29 protein-coding genes are annotated in these 18367 nt (G+C 54.5%); 21 read left to right on the top strand and 8 right to left on the bottom strand.

Features of this window, described 5'->3' with window-relative positions:
* The first annotated feature begins 1 nt into the window (after position 1).
* The 20 genes from rplW to H7A51_06415 all read left to right on the top strand — a co-directional run bounded on the left by rplW (position 2) and on the right by H7A51_06415 (position 12340).
* On the top strand, positions 2 to 286 hold the full coding sequence (gene rplW / locus H7A51_06510) for a 50S ribosomal protein L23 (protein MCP5535872.1): 285 nt from the start codon (positions 2 to 4) through the stop codon (positions 284 to 286).
* A 59-nt stretch (positions 287 to 345) separates the two neighbouring features.
* Positions 346 to 1185, top strand: coding sequence for a 50S ribosomal protein L2 (rplB, locus tag H7A51_06505; GenBank protein MCP5535871.1), 840 nt, complete (start codon positions 346 to 348; stop codon positions 1183 to 1185).
* A 45-nt stretch (positions 1186 to 1230) separates the two neighbouring features.
* Positions 1231 to 1500, top strand: a complete 270-nt coding sequence (rpsS, locus tag H7A51_06500) for a 30S ribosomal protein S19 (protein ID MCP5535870.1) — start codon at positions 1231 to 1233, stop codon at positions 1498 to 1500.
* A 35-nt stretch (positions 1501 to 1535) separates the two neighbouring features.
* Entirely contained in the window at positions 1536 to 2276 is a 741-nt protein-coding gene (locus H7A51_06495; GenBank protein MCP5535869.1) for a hypothetical protein, read from the top strand.
* 27 nt (positions 2277 to 2303) lie between these two features.
* Positions 2304 to 2819, top strand: coding sequence for a 50S ribosomal protein L22 (gene rplV / locus H7A51_06490; GenBank protein MCP5535868.1), 516 nt, complete (start codon positions 2304 to 2306; stop codon positions 2817 to 2819).
* A gap of 41 nt (positions 2820 to 2860) precedes the next feature.
* Positions 2861 to 3568 (top strand): 30S ribosomal protein S3, encoded by a 708-nt coding sequence (rpsC, locus tag H7A51_06485; GenBank protein MCP5535867.1) that lies wholly within the window; start codon positions 2861 to 2863, stop codon positions 3566 to 3568.
* A gap of 59 nt (positions 3569 to 3627) precedes the next feature.
* Positions 3628 to 4047 carry a 50S ribosomal protein L16 gene (rplP, locus tag H7A51_06480; protein MCP5535866.1) on the top strand — a complete coding sequence of 140 codons (420 nt, stop codon included), beginning with the start codon at positions 3628 to 3630 and terminating at the stop codon, positions 4045 to 4047.
* A gap of 43 nt (positions 4048 to 4090) precedes the next feature.
* A complete protein-coding gene (gene rpmC, locus H7A51_06475) occupies positions 4091 to 4294 on the top strand; it encodes a 50S ribosomal protein L29 (protein ID MCP5535865.1) in 204 nt (67 codons plus the stop codon).
* Positions 4295 to 4328: 34 nt separating this feature from the next.
* A complete protein-coding gene (rpsQ, locus tag H7A51_06470) occupies positions 4329 to 4595 on the top strand; it encodes a 30S ribosomal protein S17 (protein MCP5535864.1) in 267 nt (88 codons plus the stop codon).
* 74 nt (positions 4596 to 4669) lie between these two features.
* Positions 4670 to 5035, top strand: a complete 366-nt coding sequence (rplN, locus tag H7A51_06465) for a 50S ribosomal protein L14 (protein MCP5535863.1) — start codon at positions 4670 to 4672, stop codon at positions 5033 to 5035.
* A 24-nt stretch (positions 5036 to 5059) separates the two neighbouring features.
* Positions 5060 to 5287, top strand: a complete 228-nt coding sequence (locus tag H7A51_06460) for a 50S ribosomal protein L24 (GenBank protein MCP5535862.1) — start codon at positions 5060 to 5062, stop codon at positions 5285 to 5287.
* Positions 5288 to 5351: 64 nt separating this feature from the next.
* On the top strand, positions 5352 to 5918 hold the full coding sequence (gene rplE / locus H7A51_06455; GenBank protein MCP5535861.1) for a 50S ribosomal protein L5: 567 nt from the start codon (positions 5352 to 5354) through the stop codon (positions 5916 to 5918).
* 43 nt (positions 5919 to 5961) lie between these two features.
* On the top strand, positions 5962 to 6363 hold the full coding sequence (gene rpsH / locus H7A51_06450) for a 30S ribosomal protein S8 (protein MCP5535860.1): 402 nt from the start codon (positions 5962 to 5964) through the stop codon (positions 6361 to 6363).
* 52 nt (positions 6364 to 6415) lie between these two features.
* Positions 6416 to 6955 carry a 50S ribosomal protein L6 gene (rplF, locus tag H7A51_06445; GenBank protein ID MCP5535859.1) on the top strand — a complete coding sequence of 180 codons (540 nt, stop codon included), beginning with the start codon at positions 6416 to 6418 and terminating at the stop codon, positions 6953 to 6955.
* 30 nt (positions 6956 to 6985) lie between these two features.
* Positions 6986 to 7345: a 50S ribosomal protein L18 gene (gene rplR / locus H7A51_06440; GenBank protein ID MCP5535858.1), complete on the top strand. Its 360-nt coding sequence runs from the start codon at positions 6986 to 6988 to the stop codon at positions 7343 to 7345.
* 12 nt (positions 7346 to 7357) lie between these two features.
* Positions 7358 to 8041 (top strand): 30S ribosomal protein S5, encoded by a 684-nt coding sequence (rpsE, locus tag H7A51_06435; GenBank protein ID MCP5535857.1) that lies wholly within the window; start codon positions 7358 to 7360, stop codon positions 8039 to 8041.
* Positions 8042 to 8086: 45 nt separating this feature from the next.
* Positions 8087 to 8545, top strand: a complete 459-nt coding sequence (rplO, locus tag H7A51_06430; protein ID MCP5535856.1) for a 50S ribosomal protein L15 — start codon at positions 8087 to 8089, stop codon at positions 8543 to 8545.
* Positions 8546 to 8720: 175 nt separating this feature from the next.
* Complete coding sequence (gene secY, locus H7A51_06425) at positions 8721 to 10235, top strand: preprotein translocase subunit SecY (GenBank protein ID MCP5535855.1); 1515 nt, start codon at positions 8721 to 8723, stop codon at positions 10233 to 10235.
* A gap of 127 nt (positions 10236 to 10362) precedes the next feature.
* Positions 10363 to 11928: a pyridoxal-phosphate dependent enzyme gene (locus H7A51_06420; GenBank protein ID MCP5535854.1), complete on the top strand. Its 1566-nt coding sequence runs from the start codon at positions 10363 to 10365 to the stop codon at positions 11926 to 11928.
* Positions 11929 to 12067: 139 nt separating this feature from the next.
* Positions 12068 to 12340 carry a hypothetical protein gene (locus H7A51_06415; protein ID MCP5535853.1) on the top strand — a complete coding sequence of 91 codons (273 nt, stop codon included), beginning with the start codon at positions 12068 to 12070 and terminating at the stop codon, positions 12338 to 12340.
* Between the two features lie 139 nt (positions 12341 to 12479).
* Here the strand turns inward: H7A51_06415 and H7A51_06410 are convergent, their stop codons facing one another.
* On the bottom strand, positions 12480 to 12926 hold the full coding sequence (locus tag H7A51_06410) for a hypothetical protein (GenBank protein MCP5535852.1): 447 nt from the start codon (positions 12924 to 12926) through the stop codon (positions 12480 to 12482).
* 156 nt (positions 12927 to 13082) lie between these two features.
* Here H7A51_06410 and H7A51_06405 point away from each other — a divergent pair, with 156 nt between their 5' ends.
* Entirely contained in the window at positions 13083 to 13370 is a 288-nt protein-coding gene (locus H7A51_06405; protein MCP5535851.1) for a 4a-hydroxytetrahydrobiopterin dehydratase, read from the top strand.
* 115 nt (positions 13371 to 13485) lie between these two features.
* Here H7A51_06405 and H7A51_06400 read toward each other — a convergent pair whose 3' ends face one another.
* The 7 genes from H7A51_06400 to H7A51_06370 all read right to left on the bottom strand — a co-directional run bounded on the left by H7A51_06400 (position 13486) and on the right by H7A51_06370 (position 18366).
* Positions 13486 to 14217 carry a hypothetical protein gene (locus H7A51_06400; protein MCP5535850.1) on the bottom strand — a complete coding sequence of 244 codons (732 nt, stop codon included), beginning with the start codon at positions 14215 to 14217 and terminating at the stop codon, positions 13486 to 13488.
* A 176-nt stretch (positions 14218 to 14393) separates the two neighbouring features.
* Entirely contained in the window at positions 14394 to 15425 is a 1032-nt protein-coding gene (fbaA, locus tag H7A51_06395; protein MCP5535849.1) for a class II fructose-bisphosphate aldolase, read from the bottom strand.
* Positions 15426 to 15581: 156 nt separating this feature from the next.
* On the bottom strand, positions 15582 to 15761 hold the full coding sequence (locus H7A51_06390; GenBank protein ID MCP5535848.1) for a hypothetical protein: 180 nt from the start codon (positions 15759 to 15761) through the stop codon (positions 15582 to 15584).
* A gap of 74 nt (positions 15762 to 15835) precedes the next feature.
* Positions 15836 to 16462 carry a hypothetical protein gene (locus H7A51_06385; GenBank protein MCP5535847.1) on the bottom strand — a complete coding sequence of 209 codons (627 nt, stop codon included), beginning with the start codon at positions 16460 to 16462 and terminating at the stop codon, positions 15836 to 15838.
* Between the two features lie 39 nt (positions 16463 to 16501).
* On the bottom strand, positions 16502 to 17011 hold the full coding sequence (locus H7A51_06380) for a hypothetical protein (protein ID MCP5535846.1): 510 nt from the start codon (positions 17009 to 17011) through the stop codon (positions 16502 to 16504).
* A 143-nt stretch (positions 17012 to 17154) separates the two neighbouring features.
* The gene (gene efp / locus H7A51_06375) at positions 17155 to 17721 is read right to left on the bottom strand and encodes an elongation factor P (GenBank protein MCP5535845.1); all 567 of its coding nucleotides are present in this window, start codon (positions 17719 to 17721) and stop codon (positions 17155 to 17157) included.
* Between the two features lie 114 nt (positions 17722 to 17835).
* Entirely contained in the window at positions 17836 to 18366 is a 531-nt protein-coding gene (locus H7A51_06370; GenBank protein MCP5535844.1) for a hypothetical protein, read from the bottom strand.
* Between the last annotated feature and the right edge of the window lies 1 nt (position 18367).

Genomic DNA, 18367 nt, shown 5'->3' with positions numbered 1-18367 from the left:
CATGAAAGACATCTACCAAGTCATCGACACCGTTCTCATCAGTGAGAAAGCCACCCTCCTTCAGGAGGAGAACAACGAATACGTGTTCAAGGTTGATCGCAATGCGAACAAACTCGACGTCAAGCGTGCCATCGAACAACTCTTCGGCAAGAAAGTTGCCACCGTGCGCACCTTGAACTGCCAGGGCAAGAAGAAGCGCAACCGCCGCGCTGACGCTGGCCGCACCGCACACTGGAAAAAAGCCATTGTCCGTCTCAAGGACGGCGAGAACCTCGATCTCGTCTAATCCCGGATAGCGTAACCATTCCCGCTGAAAAACGATAACATCGAACCCAATAGCGAATCATGCCTCTTAAAAAATTCAAACCTGTAACTCCTTCCAACCGCTACAAAGAGTGGCCAAGCTACGAGGAGATTACCAAGACATCCCCTGAAAAAAGCCTCACCCGCCCACTTAAAAAGAGCGGTGGACGTAACAACCAGGGCCGGATCACCTGCCGCCATAAAGGTGGTGGCCACAAGCGCAAGTATCGTCTTGTCGACTTCAAACGCACCAAGGTGGACGTGCCGGCCACTGTCGAAAGTATCGAATACGATCCTAACCGCACCTGCCGCATTGCACTGCTCAATTATCAGGACGGTGTAAAAAGCTACATCCTCGCCCCAGTTGGCCTGGCTGTCGGAGATACCGTGATTTCAAGCGAAACCGCCGCTCCCAAAGTCGGTAACGCCATGAAACTCAAGAACGTTCCCCTTGGAACGGCCATCCACAATATCGAGATGACTCCAGGCACAGGCGGTAAGATCGCCCGTTCCGCAGGTCAGCAAGCCATTCTCTCCAACCGTGAGGACGGTGGCTTCGCCCTGGTCAAGATGCCTTCCGGTGAAATCCGCAAGTTTAACCAGGACTGTTACTGCACCATCGGCCAGGTCGGCAACCGCGACCACATGAACGAGGTCTCCGGAAAAGCAGGCCGCAGCCGCTGGAAGGGCATCCGCCCGACAGTGCGCGGAATGTGTATGAACCCGGTTGACCACCCCAACGGCGGTGGTGAGGGTAAGTCCAAGTCAGGTGGTGGTCGTCAGCACCTCACTTCCCCATGGGGCCACACCAAGGGTCAGAAAACCCGTAAGAAATACAAGCCGAGCAACAAGTTCATCGTTTCCGGTCGCAAGAAGAAGTAAGCTGGACACTATCATCAATTACTAATCACCAATTACTAATCCATCATGCCAAGATCACTCAAAAAAGGCCCCTTCGTTGACCAGAAACTGCTTGCCAAAATCGATGCAGCCGAAGCCAGCAAAGATAAAAAGCCCATCAAGACCTGGAGTCGCAAATCCGTGATTACTCCCGACTTCGTTGGCCATACATTCCACGTCCATAACGGCAAGTCATTCGTGACCGTCTACGTGAACGAGAACATGGTCGGCCACAAGCTTGGTGAATTCTCACCGACACGTATCTTCAAGGCACACGGCGGTATCGGTAAACGATAACCTGCGATAACCGGCATCTGACAGCCCGCATCCTCATGCAACTCAACGCACATATCACCTCAGCCCTCGCCGGAGTTTTTCTCCTCGGTGCCGGTGGTGCTTGTGTGGCTGAGAACGCCGGGGAGGGGGACAAGGATCGCCGGATCCGCCAGCTCGAACTCCAGCTTAGAAAATCCCAGGGCCAATCACAGGTGCTTGCACGCGACCTCGCCGCTTCCAAAAAGCGCGAGGCCGAACTTAACAAGAGCCTCAATGATCTACGTCTACGCTTTGCGGCCCTTGGCGACAATCTGCTCAATGGCGGCCAGGATTCCATTCTGGAAGCGGTTAAAAATGCTGAAGTCCTCGATAAACGTTACCGTGCCACGGAAAATGCGTCGTTAAGACTCATGGCAGACCTGCGCGAATACCTCCGTACCGCCATCGTCGCCGACCCCGATGCACGTGTTCGTTTAGAAACTTCAATACGAGAGCTTGACGTAGCGCTCGGATTAAGGCAGAACCCGCGCCCGCACATTGCCCAAGGCAGTCTGCAACACGCAAAAATTGTTAGCATCGACGCCGAAAGCGGCATGCTTGTGATCAATGCAGGTGAGAATCAATCCGTTCGTCGCGGTATGACTTTCGCCATCATGCGTGGCAACCGAAAGGTGGCGGAAGCCATCGTCGCCGATGTCCGCAAGGACTTCAGCGGTGTGCTGCCAACGCAACTCGACGACCCCGAGGATTCAATTCGCGCAGGCGACATCGCATCCGTTAAGACCACCCAACGATAAACATTCACTTTTTAAACAACTAGACCGATGGAAGTTAAATCCACTTACAAATACGCCCGCATCTCGCCTAAGAAGGCCCGTGATGTTGCCCGAGCCATTCAAGGCATGCCTGTTTCAGACGCCCTTGATGCGCTCGCTTATACCCCCCGCAAAGCTGCCCAGCTTGTCGGCAAGACACTGAAAAGTGCTGTCGCTAATGCCGAGAACAACCACGAGCTCATCGCTGATGACCTTACGGTTAAGGAGGCAACCGTCGGTGACGGCCCCACCTTCAAACGCTTCAAGCCACGCGCCCGGGGTTCAGCAGGTGCCATCCGTAAACGCACCAGCCACCTTTACATCGTCCTGACCGACGAAGTCGAGATCCCCGAGCCGCGCGAGCGCTCCACCAAGCCAAAGAAGCGTAGCAACACTTCCAAGCCAAAGAAGGCCGCTCCTAAACAGGAGAAAAAAGAAGAGGCCGCTCCCGAGCAAGTCGAAGAGGTGACGGCGGAGGCAGTCGTCGAGGACGCAGCCCCGGCTGAAGACAAAGCCGCCGACTAAACCACTCAACAATACACACTCAAAACTCAAACTTCTAAATCATGGGCCAGAAAATCAATCCTATCTCATTCCGTCTCGCCGTCTCCAAGGACTGGCGCTCCAAGTGGTATGCCACTGGAAAAGAATACACCGACAACCTTCACGAGGACCTCAAGATCCGTAAATACATCAAGAAGCACCTGCACATGTCAGGCATTGCCAAGGTGATCATTGAACGGGCTTGGAACAGCGTTCGCGTTACCCTCTCGACAGCCCGCCCCGGCCTTGTCATCGGTCGTAAAGGCTCTGAGATCGAGAGAATGACCAACGAGATTTCAGCCCTCTGCGGTGGTTGCCAGGTCAAGATCGACATTCTCGAGATCCGCAAGCCCGAGCTGGACGCCCAGTTGGTCGCAGAAAACATCTGCGTGCAGCTTGAGCGCCGTATTGCTTTCCGCCGCGCCATGAAACGTGCCGTTGCGACAGCGATGGAGTTCGGTGCCGAAGGTATCCGCGTCCGTTGCGGTGGTCGCCTGGGTGGTGCTGACATCGCCCGTGCCGAGTGGTACAGCGAGGGAACAGTGCCCCTTCAGACGCTCCGTGTTCCCATCGACTACGGTTTTGCAGAAGCATCCACCGTCTATGGTATCATCGGCGTGAAGTGCTGGATCAACAAGAAGGAAGAAAAAGAACAGCAAGGTGGTGGAGGCGGCCGTCCACGTGGAGGCCAACGCCGCGACCGCAACGATCGCAATAACAACAATCGCTAGAACCTGATACAGCGATTGTTTCCCAGAATCATCATCAATTTAAATAGGAGGATAATACCATGCCATTAATGCCCAAAAGAGTGAAGTTCCGCAAGTCAATGCGCGGAAACCGAGGAGGAAACGCCCAGCGCGGAAATACCGTGAGCTTCGGCGACTTCGGCCTTCAGTGCCTCGGTCGCGGATGGATGACCAACCGTCAGATTGAAGCCTGCCGTGTTGCCATCAACCGTCAACTTAAGCGTAAAGGAAAAGTCTGGATCCGCGTCTTTCCTCATAAGTCCATCACTGGACGTCCACCGGAAACCCGCATGGGTAAAGGTAAAGGTGCTGTCGAGGCATGGGTCGCCGTGATCCGCCCCGGTACGATGCTTTTCGAAGTCGCAGGCGTTTCAGAAACAGCCGCGAAACAAGCACTGCGTCTCGCTTCCTACAAGCTCGGTGTGCCAACCCGCTTCATTGTCCGTGGAAACCACGGCTAAAAGAATTCACCATTCACCATTCAAAATTCAACATTTCCAAGCCATGGCCCAGACCAAAATCACAGAAATCCGCGAGCTCACCACTGAGGAGCTCACCAGCCGTCTGCGTGACCTTAAACAGGAGTCACTCAACCTGCGTCTCCAGCAGGCTACCGGACAGCTGGAGAATACCTCACGCCGTAACCTCGTCCGTAAGGAAATCGCCCGCGTGCAAACCATCCTCTCGCAGCGTCGCCTCAAGGGCTAAGCTCGTAATAACAACCATCTAACATCATTTTATCATGAGCGAATCCGAAACCAAAACAAGCGGTCTCCGCAAGACCCGCGTAGGCATCGTTATCTCTACCTCGATGGATAAAACCATCGTTGTGGAATACACCAACCGTGTGCCACACCCACGCTTCAAGAAGATCATCAAGCGTTCCAAGAAATTCTACGCACACGATGAAAATGGCGATGCCGCAGTAGGCGACAAAGTCAGCATCATCGAAACCAGGCCCATTTCCAAGAAAAAGTGCTGGAAGCTCCAAGAGGTGCTGACCCACTAATTCTTATCCAATGCCGTCACCAGGCGGCACTGGCTACTCAACTAATAACTCACAACTTATAACTACTCTCCGCCATGATCCAGATGGAATCCAAAGTTCAGATCGCCGACAACACCGGCGCCCGCGTCGCCAAGATGATTGGCGTCATCGGCAAGCGCACCAAGGTGGCTCGCGTCGGCGATGTCATCACCGCTCACATCCGTGAGGCGATCCCGACCGCTAGCATTAAAAAAGGCGAGGTCGTCAAGGCCGTGGTCGTGCGTTCCGCCTACCCGGTTCGCCGTGCAGACGGCTCCGTGCTTCGCTTCGACACCAACGCAATCGTTATCATCGATAAAGATGGCAACCCCAAAGGCACCCGTATTTTCGGACCCGTTGCCCGCGAGTTGCGTGACAAGAAGTATATGAAAATCGTTTCCCTCGCACCCGAGGTTCTCTAATCAACCCATCAACCGAATTTTACCATGCGTTCTAAAACACACGTAACCAAAGGCGACGAAGTCGAAGTGATTGCCGGCAACCATAAAGGAAAGCGCGGCACTGTTCTCGAAGTGAACGCCACCAAAGGCCAGGTCATCGTTGAAGGTGCCCGCGTCATGAAAAAGGCCATCCGCAAGTCCGAGCAACACCCCGACGGCGGTATCCTCGAACAAGACGGCCCGATCGCCATCTCCAACGTTAAAAAGATTTAACTCTTATTCTCTCCAATCCAACCCGCGCTTAAGCGACTACAAACCAACAAGCTGACCCGCAATTATGAAACCAACATTACAGACCTACTACCAAGACAAGGTCGTTCCCGCCCTCAAGAAGGAGCTGGGATACGCTAATCCGCATCAGGTTCCACGCCTGGAAAAAATCGTTGTCACCACCCACGTTGGCTCTGCCTCAGACCGCAAGCAAGCGGTGGAGGACGCCATCGAGGATATCAGCAAGATCACCGGCCAGAGACCAAGCATCTCCTATGCCCGCAAGAGTGTAGCCAACTTCAAAGTCCGTGAAGGCGAGGCCGTCGGTGCCCGCGTCACTCTCCGTGGCAACCACATGTGGGAATTTCTCGACCGCTTCATCAACATCACCGCTCCCAACATCCGCGACTTCCGTGGAATTACTCCAAAGAGCTTTGATGGCCGCGGCAACTACGCCCTCGGAATCAACGATCAAGCGATTTTCCCTGAGATTGAGCTCGATAAAATCAAGCGCCAGCTTGGATTCGACCTCATCTTTGTCACCTCGGCAAACACGAATGACGAAGGCCGTGCCCTTCTCAAGGCACTCGGCATGCCTTTCCGTGACAACAAGAAAGCCGACGACGCTGCCTAACCATCGGAGCATCCATTAAACCATTTAAAGAATTACAAGCACTATGGCAGTTTTAAGCGACCCAATCTCTGACTTTCTTACCCGTCTGAAAAACGCATCACGCGCAGGCAACGAAAGCTTCACCGCCCCTCATTCCAAAATGAAGGAGTCCATCGCCAAGATCCTCCAGGATGAAGGCTACATCTGGAACTACGAGGTGGATACCACCGGCAAGTTTCCTGAGCTCAAGGTGAAGGTCAAATACTCCGACAACGGCACAGCCGTTCTCACAGATCTCAAGCGCGTTTCCAAACCAGGGATTCGCCGCTATGTTGGTGCGGGGGAAATCCCGCGTGTCCTCAATGGCCTCGGCATCTCCATCGTCTCCACCTCCAAAGGGTTGAAGACCGGAACAGCTGCACGCAGGGAAAAACTCGGCGGTGAACTCCTCGCTTTCGTCTGGTAATCCAGACCCTGGCAATCATTCATCAACCCATTTAACCTAGAAGGATAATACCATGTCACGTATTGGATTAAAAGAAATCACACTCCCTGAGAAAGTCAGCATCAAGTCAGATGCCGCCGGTAAAGTCACCGTCGAAGGACCTAAGGGAAAACTCGAGTGGACCATGCCCGAAGGCATCTCTCTTGAAGAGGCCGACGGCACCGTCACCGTCAAGCGCGCCTCCGAGCAACGCCGACACAAGTCACTGCACGGAACCTCCCGCAGTCTCATCAGCAACATGATCGAAGGTGTCAGCAACGGCTTTGTCAAACAACTTGAGATTCAGGGTGTCGGTTTCCGTGCTGCCGTCAATGGCCAGCAACTCGACCTGAGCCTCGGTAAGAGCCACCCGATCCTGCACCCGATTCCAGAAGGGATTACCGTCACTGTTGACGCCAACACCAATATCAAGGTGGAGGGGATCGATAAGCAGGCCGTCGGTCAGTTTGCCGCTGAGGTCCGCCGTTATTACCCACCAGAGCCCTTCAAAGGCAAAGGTGTCCGTTATGTTGGCGAACGCATCCGCCGTAAAGCTGGTAAGAGCGTCCAGTAATCACCAATTATTAATGACAAATTACTAATCATCATGAGCACTCTCAATCGCAAACAAGTCCGCCAGCGCATCCACCGCCGCATCCGTAAAAAGGTGTCCGGCACCGCCGCTTGCCCCCGTCTTGCCGTCAACTATTCCAACCAGCACATCTACGCACAAGTCATCGACGATATAACAGGTAACACGCTTTGTGCCGCCTCAAGTCTCGACAAGTCGATCGAAAAAGCTGGCTCCAACCAAGCCACGGCCCAGAAGGTCGGTGAACTTGTCGCCTCCCGCGCCAAGGAAGCCAATATCGAAAAGGTCGTATTCGACCGTGGTGGGCACCTCTACCACGGAAAAATCAAAGCCCTCGCCGACGCCGCCCGTGAAGCCGGCCTTAAATTCTAAACCATAAAAATCATGGCTGATAATCAAAACGAAAATAGCACCCCGGCTCCCGCCGCTGCCGATACCCCAGCACCAGCTGATGCTCCTGTAGCCGATGCTCCAGCTGCCGACGCTTCTAATAACGACGACCGTCGCGGTGGACGCGGTGGTCCTGGTGGTGGCCGTGGACGTGGTGGCCGCCCACCACGCCAGGCACCTCCCAAGCCAATGACCGACGACGGTAAGGAGATCACAGAAAAAGTTGTCTTCATCAACCGTTGTGCCACAGCTACCAAAGGTGGACGTCGCTTCAGTTTCTCCGCCCTGATGGTATCGGGTGACAAGGAAGGCCGCGTAGGCGTTGGATTCGGAAAAGCCAAGGAGGTTGCCGAATGCATCCGCAAGGGGGCAGACGACGCCAAGCGTTCACTCGTTCGCATGAAGATCGTGGATGGAACTATCCCGCACGAGGTTCAGGCTGAGCACGGTGGCGGTGTGGTCCTTCTTAAACCGGCATGCCCCGGAACCGGTATCATCGCCGGTGGTGGTGTCCGTGCCGTCTGTGAAGCCGTTGGTATCACTGACGTTCTCGGCAAGAGCCTCGGCTCCAACAACCACGCCAACGTTGTCAAAGCCACGATGAAGGCTCTATCCCAACTCCGCACCCGTGAGGAAGTCCTCGCGAGCCGCGGCAAGAAGGTCAAGGAAAACCTCTAGGAGTAAACTCCAAGTTTCAAAAACCAAAAACCAAATTTTAATACAATGAATTTGCATACTCTCAAACCAAACCGCGGTGCCAAACACCGTGTCAAACGTCTCGGCTGTGGCGAAAGCTCCGGTCTGGGCAAGACCTCCGGTCGCGGCCACAAGGGTCAGAAAGCCCGCTCTGGCGGTGGCGTCCGCCCTGGCTTCGAAGGTGGCCAGATGCCGTTGCACCGTCGTCTTCCCAAGCGCGGTTTCAATAACACCCGCTTCCAGGACAAGATCGCCGTTGTCAACGTGGCCTCGCTGAACGAGCGCTTCGAAGACGGTGATACCGTCAATATGGAAACCCTCAAGACAGCCCGTCTGGTCAAGGGAACCTATGTGACCGTCAAAGTCCTCGGTAACGGCGATCTCGCTAAAAAACTCACGGTGGAAGGCTGCAAGGTCAGCACCACTGCCAAAGAGAAAATCGAGAAAGCCGGTGGCAGTGTAGTAGAGGCTAACAAAGAAGCCTAATAAACACTTCCCCGTGATGCTAACGCGTCACACCATGAAAAAACTCATTCAGGAGGGGAAGTGCTTGCGCACTTCCTCTCCATGCGTATAAACCATGCGCGTCTGGCCACCCGGCCATTAGTCCTGCCGCAGGCAGCCTAATAACTGATAACAAATAACTGATAACTCTACCCTAATGATCTCCGCATTTGCGAGCACATGGAAAGTCCCTGAACTACGGGAACGCATCCTCTTTACTTTGGCGATGATTGTCATCATCCGCCTTGGTGTTCACGTCACTCTTCCCGGAGTTGATGCCAGCGTCATCGCTGAATATCTGGCCGATAAACAAAAATCCGGCGGCGCAAGCGGACCGGGCGCGGCTGTTGGTGCCATGCTTGGTTTCTTCTCAGGTGGTGGTCTCCAGAAAATGGGGGTTTTTGCCCTCGGTATCATGCCTTACATCTCGGCATCGATCATGATGCAGCTGATGACCGCAGTGGTGCCCAAGCTCTCCAAGCTGGCCCGTGAGGACGGTGGCCGCCAGAAGATCAATTCCTACACCCGCTTCATCACCATCGTGATTGCCTTGGTGCAGGGTTACCTGCTTGCCATCAGTCTGAAAAACCCGGGCAATATCCCGGGACTTCAAGGTATTTCAAAATTTGGTGAGGTCGTCCCCGAGCACGGCTTTGTCTTCATCGCGATGACGGTGCTTACCATCGTCACCGGCACCCTGCTGCTGATGTGGCTGGGCGACCAGATTACCGAGCGTGGTCTGGGTAACGGTATCTCCCTGATCATTACCGTCAACATCATCTCCTCCCTTCCCGGTGCTCTGGTGATCACCTGGCAGACACTGGTCTCTGGTGCTGAAGCCGGCCCGGGAGCCGCTGCCTTCCTCGTCTTCCTCGTGGCCTTCCTGATCTTCGTTATCGCGGCAGTCATCGCCATTACCCAGGCCCAGCGCCGGATCGCAGTCCAGTATGCCAAGCGTGTCATGGGACGCAAGCAGCTCGGAGGACAGACCCAGTACCTTCCCCTCAAGGTGAACTATGCCGGTGTGATGCCGATCATTTTTGCGACAGCCATCCTGTCGCTGCCGACCTTCATCCTGCAGTCAGCCTTCCCGACCCAGCAGTGGTCACAGAACATCCAGAACGCTCTTGCGGGTGGTGGTCTTACCTACTACCTCGTGGCCGGTGTGATGATCTTCTTCTTCTCCTACTTCTGGGTCGCCACCATGTTCCAGCCCAGTGAGATTTCAGAAAACCTGAAGCGTAGCGGGGGATATATCCCCGGTGTGCGTCCAGGAAAGCCGACAGCGGACTTCCTCGACTTCACCATGACCCGACTCACCTTTGCCGGTGCGATCTTCCTGACCATCATTTTCATCCTCCCATGGATTGTGTCGCAAATGCCGCGTGGTATCATTGGCAAGGAGCTTCCTTTCCTGGTCACCTCCTTCTTCGGGGGAACCAGTCTGCTCATTCTAGTGGGGGTGCTGCTCGACATGATGCGCCAGATTGAAACCCACTTGCTGCAGCGCCATTACGATGGTTTCCTGCGCAAGGGCAAGATCAAGGGTCGTTACGACCGGCTTCAGAACACCGGCCAGCGCGCATCCAGCGGCACGATTATCTACCTCTGGGTCTTTATCGCCGTGTTGATTGTCGTCGGTGTTTCCTACTGGATTTACCAAGGCGGCTAGGGGAGCATGGGCATCCTGCCCGCAACTTTTCAAAAGCCCGGGCAGTCTAACAAGATGCCCGGGCTTTTTTGACGGCCCGCTTTTCGCCGTCGACTATTCGATGAAAATGGTTATACCAGCCACACAGATGACAACTTCTGATACAGGCTTGCTTTTTGAACAAATCCTTGCCGCCCGTGAGCGGGTGTATTCGATGGGGGATGTGACTCCACTCGAGAAACTGGAGCTGCCTGACCTGGACGCCGAAGTCTGGGTCAAACGGGAGGACCTCGGGCCTATCAAGGCCTACAAGTGGCGTGGCTCCTACAATGCCATGGCGGCCCTGACACCAGACCAACGGGCCCAGGGGATCGTGGCGGCATCCGCTGGTAACCATGCGCAGGGGGTGGCTTTGGCGGCGAAGGCGCTGGGCTGTCAGGCGGTGATCTATATGCCCCGGTCGACCCCGGAGGTGAAACAGCGTGAGGTCATGCGCCTTGGTGGTGATGCCGTGGAGATACGGCTGTTAGGAGATTCCTATGATGTCGCTGGACATGCCGCCCTGAAGTTCTGTGAGCAATCCCGTGGTGTTTATATCCATCCCTACGATGATGTCGTGGTCATGGGTGGGCAGGGCACACTGGCCGATGAGGTGGTCATGAGCGGCAACGGGCCGTTCGATCGCGTCTACGTCGCCATCGGTGGCGGCGGGCTTGCCGCGGCCGTTGCCTGCTGGCTGAAACGCTATTGGCCCGAAGTCAAGGTGTTTGGCGTTGAGGGTGTCGAACAAGCATCCATGACCGCCGCTATGGAGGCCGGTCATCCGGTGGAATTGGATTACCTGGACGTATTCTGTGACGGCACCGCCGTTAGGAAAGCCGGTGAGGTGACCTTCGCTTATTGCCGCGATCTGCTCGATGGTATGATCACCGTCACCAATGACGAGGTTTGCCATTCGATACGGACCCTGTGGGAGAGTATCCGCGTCATTCCCGAACCCAGCGGTGCCATGGCTCTGGCGGGCTTCCAGAAACACTATGCGTCGGGCGAGGTGCAACCGGGGGAAAAGGTCCTCGCCATCGTCAGCGGTGCCAATATGGATTTTGCCCAACTCAGCGGCATTGCCCATAGGGCCGGTATAGGGTCGAAACACCGCCGTTTTTTACGTGTTCCCATTCCCGAGGGCAAGGGCTCCCTGGTCGAGTTTTTGAGCCAGCTTCCAGAAAACATCAGTATCATCGACCTCCAATACGGGAGGATCGAGTCCAGTGTCCAGTATCCTGTGCTCGGCCTGATCGGTTCTGAACACGACTTCACCGTACTGGACGAGGTTTTGGTCATGCGGGGTGTCTCGGCCGATGATGTATCCACGGACGAGGACGTTGATTACCGGATCATCAACTACGCCCCCGGGATTTTCCAGCATCCGTTGTTTGTCAATATCGAGTTTCCCGAGCGCGCTGGTGCCTTTCTCCATTTTATGACCGAAGTGAAGGATCTCGCCAGCCTCTGCTACTTCAACTACGCCTACTCAGGTGAGCGGGTGGGCCGGGCCTTGGTGGGGATGGAATTCGATAGCGAAAGCGACCAGCGGTCCTGCCTGCAACGCATCATGGCGATGCAAAGGGACCATGACGGCTGTATCCGCGCTGCCCGGGAGGTGAGTGACGAAACCTTCTTCCGCCTGACCGGCAAAAAAAGAAGTAAAAAGTAAGCAGCCAGCTTTTAACTTGAAGCTTCAGACTCTTCAATCCGCGAGGTTGCATTCATGGACCATCACCCACATTCCCTCAATTTAGGGCTTGCTAGCAAGCTCTCAAGACGTTAATCCCCCTGCACATCAATCACTTCCCATGGGTAAGCAACATAATAAAATCGTCAAGCGTAGTCGCCGTAAGCAGTATCTCAAACGCAAAAAAGAGCAGGTGAAAGCCAGTGTCGTACGCAAGCCAGCCGCCACCGCCAAGAAGGTTACCGCTAAAAAAGCAACCAAGAAGACAGCCGCTAAAAAGGCGGCCAAAAAAGTAGCTAAAAAAGCGGTCAAAAAAACAGCCGCTAAAAAAACGGCCAAGAAGGCAGCCAAGAAAGCAGCCAAAACAGAAGAGCCGAAGAACGACGCCGAGTAGTTCTCATCGTCTCGCACCTAGTATTTTCACCCAGGCCGGTTGCACGATGCAGCCGGCCTTTTGTTTCCGGAATTGTTGTCTCCGGCCATTTAGTTTCATGAAGTTCCGCTCCTAGGAAGTTCCTCAGTTGGTGGGAGCGTTAAAAATTCCTTTGCACCTGGGTCCACCCGGTTACCTTGCCGCCACTAAACAGAATGGTGGATCCGCGGCGAGGAATGTAATGCACGGATGGTTGGATCCCCATGCCGTAGTAGCCGCCCCCACCGTAGCCGTAACGACCGTGTCCATATCCGTAGTAGGGGCTGAAGCCGTGGGTGTAGACCGGCACAAGCACGTTGTAGTTCCAACGCTCAAAGCTTTTACCATTTTGCTCGCCAATGGTTTTGTCATCGGGGTTGCCGAGGGCAAGAAAAACGGCAGGCTTGGTCATGCCACGATCGATTTTTCCAGCGCGCACAAGGTCCTGATGCTTGGGACTAAGTTTGGCAAACATCCCGGGGTTACGCTGGATACGCGTCTCGGGAGTGGTGCTGCAGCTTGATAACAAGACGGCGAGGGGCAGGAATAAGAACAGCAGTGATTTCATGATGCTTCCATGATAAGCGATATTCCCGGTCGTTGCAAATGACCAATGTGGCAAAAAAATAAAAAAGAAGAAGAAACATGCTTGCCAAAAGGTTGTAGAAATTAGCAATCTTGTTGCAAGCCAGTTTGGCCCAACAGCGATACCACCAAATACTCCATGTCAGAAGAACTGATTCCAGCCGACGAACTAGACGACGCCCTTAAGCGATGCCCCGAATGGGAAGTGGAAGGCGATGCCATTACCCGTACCATCGAATTTGAAGAATACATGGAGGGGATTGATTTTGTAAACGACCTCGCCGAGATTGTTGATGAAGCTCAACACTTTCCAGAAATTGATATTCGCGATCTAACAGTGACGATTCGATTGAAAACCGTCGACGCAGGCGGTGTCACCGATATCGATGTAGAGCTTGCTACACGCATCGATACATTGGTCGATTAAGACCGGTAAGCTGTGCGCGGTGGACGGTAGTCGGCCACTGAACACAAAGTGCAATGTTTCTCAGCGGTGTGCCTTGGCACGCCGCTTTTTCTGCCTACCGATCACTGTCTACCGACTACCGCGGCAGCAGGATCTCGTCGTTCTCCATACCGGTGAGCCTTTTCAATCCTGAGACGAAACGCCACATCGTCACCATCAGCACAATCATCATGGGGATGCCGATCACGGCAAAGCCCCATCCTGTTAGCTTGGCTACGCCGTCATTGAAGTCTTCCTGGGAGCCGGTGTTATCCTTGAGGAAATACATCGCGAGGAAGTAGTTCATCACCATGCTGATAAAAAAGGAGCCGGCTAACAGGAGTGTGCCGGAGAAGATGAGCTTTTTATAACTCTCCATGTTAGAGTTTTCCTTCACGCGTTTTTCAATGGAAGGAATGTTGAAAAAATCCGGATTGTAGAGGAAGACACGCACGAGCGGTGTTTTGGTCCAGTGGGAAATGAGGATGGTGACACCGAAGACAAAGGGGATGGCAGCCTCCTTGAGAGCAAACCAGACCGGAGCTTCGGCATCGACCGTGCCGTTGTCCTTGTAGGCCATGATGGCAATGCCACCGGTCAGCAGAATACTGACCACACCGAGAATCGAAAAGAAGTTGGGTTTCCTGGTTTTGACCAGGTGATGGATTCCGTAAATCACGGGCAGGGATACGGCGATACACATTCCCATGACGGGGCCCACGTGCCAGAACTTGTCGCCGTTTTTTCCTAGGAAGCTGAGAGCCACAATGGGAATGAGCACATTCCACATGATGTTGGCGAGCGGGTTGTCCTGTTGTTTTTTAGCCATGATATAAATGGGAGAGGGGAGGAATAGGAGCTGATAATTAAGATGCAATCACCGATTTTAGCGAGCTGCTTTTTCTGAAACAAATAATTGCGGCGGCCTGATGACAGACCGCCGCATGAGTGATGGGTGTGAAGAATCAGTAATGATTCATTCTGTAATCTTCAATGGTTCATATTTTAGACCGTGCCGTGGATCGACTTGCCGGTGGAGAGCAGGTCGTCACAGGCGATTTTAAGCCGGTCGCAGAGCCCCTGCTCGCCCTTCTTGAGGTAGCCGCGCGGGTCGTAGGCTTTTTTATTGCCGACCTCGCCGTCGATTTTAAGCACGCCCTCGATGTTTTCACAGATGTGGGTGACGATGGGGCGGGTGAAGGCGTACTGGGTGTCGGTGTCGATGTTCATCTTGACCACCCCGTATCCGAGTGTCTCGCGGATGTCCTCGAGTTCGGAGCCGGAGCCGCCGTGGAAAACGAGGTCCATCTCGGCGTCGGCACCGTATTTTTCCATCACCGCATTCTGGCCATCGCGCAGGATGGTGGGCTTGAGTTTCACGGAACCCGGTTTGTAGGCACCGTGGACGTTGCCGAAGGTGGCGGCGAACATGAAGCGGCCGATGCCGTTGAGGGTCTCGTAAACCTTCACCATGTCCTCGGTGGAGGTGTAGAGCTTCTCGGCGGGCAGGCCCGAGGTGTCGTGGCCGTCCTCCTCGCCACCGACGCAGCCGGCCTCGATTTCGAGAATGATGTTGAGCTCGGCGCACTCGGCGAGCAGCTCCTTGGAGATTTTCAGGTTCTCATCGAGATCCACGACGGAGCCGTCGAACATGTGGGAGTTGAAAAGTGGTCCCTTACCGGCGGCAATACGTTCGCGCGAGGCTTGCAGCAGGGGCTTGAGGAAACTCTCGACTTTCTGCGGATGGCAGTGGTCGGTGTGCAGGCCCACGAGGATGTTGTATTTCTCAGCGAGCAGGTGGGTGGCCTCGGCGAGCACGATGGCACCGAAGGCTTCGTCGCCCACGGCGGTGCCGGAGGCAAAGCTGCCACCACCGGTGGAGACCTGGATGATGCCGTCGGAGCCCGCTTCTGCGAAGGCCTTGAGGGCACCGTTGATGGTGGTCAGGGAGGTGATATTGATGGCGGGGTATGCATAACCACCTTTCTGGGCGGCATCGAGCATGGCGGCGTATTGTTCAGGTGTTGCTACTGGCATGACGCGGCGCGTTTACCACAGAGTGGCACCAGTGGCAAGGCCTGCTCTTGCGCATCTGACATGTAAATCGAGCCGTATTTTGCTCGTGTGGCGACGGTCTGGTCACCGCCTATGCCTGTTTTATCGATTGGACGAGGCGGTTACAAACCGCCGTCACTATGGATCGACCTCGACCACCTTGCCGTCTTTCCAAGAGATGAGAGGCAGACCCAAGCGCTTGTTTTCAGCACGAACCTTGCGGATGGCGCGTCGTCCGGCTTTTAATGCCATGCGCGCGTTTTCCGACATATCCTTTTCGGGAATAGGTTTAAGTTCTTTGTAGGTTGGCTTAATCATCGGACACTGAGGAACTCTGCTACGTCATGTATAGCATGGGTTTTCTTTTCTGCCATGCAATCATGGGCTTTGACCTACAACTCCTCAAGCACATCCACGCAGCAGCGGGTCCAGGTTTCCAGTCGATCATAGAGGTCGCCCCGGAGTTCTCCGAGGGTGGTGAAGGAGAGGTTGGCGATGGCGTCCTCGTTGGCTCGGACGTCGTCGTTTTCCAGGTCAATCATGTGGACGACCCCGAGGTGGACCTGGCCGACGGAGTTCGAGTCGTCGTTGAGCAGGGCGACGATTTTATTGCTGTGGCCGCCACCGATGTTGAGTTCCTCATCGATCTCGCGTTCGACCCCAGCCATGTAGGTGTCCATACCGAGATGGTCTTCGCGTTGGTCCACCGGGTTGATGTGGCCACCGATGCCGATGGATACCTGGGCATGCAGGCGGGATTCGCCGCCGGACTTGCCCCGGGTGTAGTGAAGGTAACGTGTTCCTTGCCCGTCCTTTACCCGGAAAATGCAGTAGGGGATCAGTTGCTTGTGCGATGGATCGTCTTCGGCGGTGCCACGATCCATGAAGAAATTATTCTCGGGGTTGAGTAGTGACGGCAGATAGTGCCCGACCTTGGTATTGATGCCTTGAAAATCCCCGAGCTGGTCGAAAAGTCCACGGGGCACGACGAGGATCTGTTCCCCCTTATAGTCCTTCATGATTGTTGATTTGGAATTTGGTTTTTGAAACCTGGAGTTTTAGTGAGATCGGACGTATTCGATGATGTGGCTGTCATCGTCACCACTGGCCCAGACGTGGCGGAGGAAATCGGCGGGATGGATATCGCCGTGTTCGCGGAGGAATTTGCGGTCGCCGCCGCAGCCAAACATGATGTTCGGGTGAAGTTCGCCACGGAGTTTGGCGCGGGCTTTGGTGAGAATGCGTGGAAAGTAGGATTCTCCGTCCAAGGTGTCTCCAAAGGTCGGCAGGTCGGCGGTGGTAATCTCATGCTGGCTGGGAATGCCCTTTTGTTCGACGAGAAAGTAGTCACGTCGAACGCTGGCCACCAGAAGCGCGGTGGACTCGCTGGGGACATCTTCATCGACGAGATCCTCGACAAAATCAAATAGCTCGCGTGGTTTGTAGCCGATGGATGCAAGGAAAGCGAGGTCGTCCGGCTCGTAGTAGGAGTGAAAGTCGTCGTTGCCACCCCGGTATTTTTCAACGCAGGCGCGGAAGAGTTTGAGAAATTGATCGTTCCAAGTCATGATGGAGGGAATCTAGTAGAATGAATGATTTAATAAATAAAGAAATGAATGATTGGAGCTACTGCACAGGCACAGCAATCAATGCAAGTGTCGAGAGTTAACTCAACACTCAAAATTGAAAACTCAAAACTGGCCCTTAGGGCTTAGTTGGCGCGTCCTGAGTAGGATGACTCGGCGGTGTTGATTTTCAGTTTGTCACCAATTTTGACAAACAGGGGAACTTGCACCACGAGGCCAGTCTCCAGGGTCGCTGGTTTGGTCGGATTATTGGCGGTGTCGCCCTTGACCCCGTCGGAAGTGTCCGTGACGCTGAGTTCGACAACAGCCGGGACATCGATGGTGACGGCATTGCCTTCGATGAAAAGGATTTCGGCGGTCATTCCTTCCACGAGGAAATCTTTGTTGTCACCGATGAGTTCGGGCTGAAGTGTGACGGTTTCGTAGGTGGTCATATCCATGAAGTGGAAACCTGTTGGGTCAGAGTATGAGAACTCAAGTTTCTGACGATCAGTTTCCACGATATCCACCTTGTCGCTGGATGCGAAGCGGATGGTCTTGGTTTTGCCTGATTGAAAAGAGCGGATGGTCGCTGCAATGAGCGCGTTGCCTTTTCCGGGGGTACGGTGGTCAAGATGGAGAACGATACCGGTCTCGCCTTCGTATTTGATACATTGACCGCGTTTGACGTTGGTTGCGACGATGGATGCCATGTTGTTGAATGGATGGATGATTGAATAATGAATAATTGGAATTCAGTGGGGGCGCAGTGTGGTTGAGGCGTCTGAAGTTGCAAGTTTGAAGTTTGAAGATTGCGGACCTGGTTTTTACGGCCAGGGAATTTGTAAACGGGGGGCCTCCACGCTGCTGCGGAGCTCATCATAGCGGGAGGGTGCATGGAGCCGGACCCGGATGTTGACGGGGTCGCCCTTTTCGCGGAGTTCAGGCATTACCGGCACCTTGTAGCTCCGGGTGGTTTTTCCAACGGGGATTTGAAGAGGCCTGGGCTCAGTGAGTGTCAGCCCTTCGAGCGGCCGTTTGCCGAGGTGGAGTGGCCGGCCTTCCCGGTCGCTCAGGTTCACTTCGACCAGGTCATCCGTCTCGTTGTAGAGACAGGGGAAGGCAATGATGGCACCAGCCTGGTTGTCGATGGTGTAGTCGAAGCTGAGTGAATACTTGTTGTCACTCAGTTTCGTGATTTGGGCCATGGTCACCACCATGGACACCTTGGACAGATCGACTTTGCCACCATCTGGCGTGTTGATCACGGGGGTCATGGCGGGATTGGGACCACCGCAGGAGGCGAATACCAGAGTCAAGGCCATGGGGAGACTGAGGAGGTGCTTTGGTAGCTTCATT

Source organism: Akkermansiaceae bacterium, assembly GCA_024233115.1.
GTDB lineage: Bacteria > Verrucomicrobiota > Verrucomicrobiia > Verrucomicrobiales > Akkermansiaceae > Oceaniferula.
Note: the sequence above shows the minus strand (reverse complement) of the source record. Positions and strands in the feature narration are given on the sequence as shown.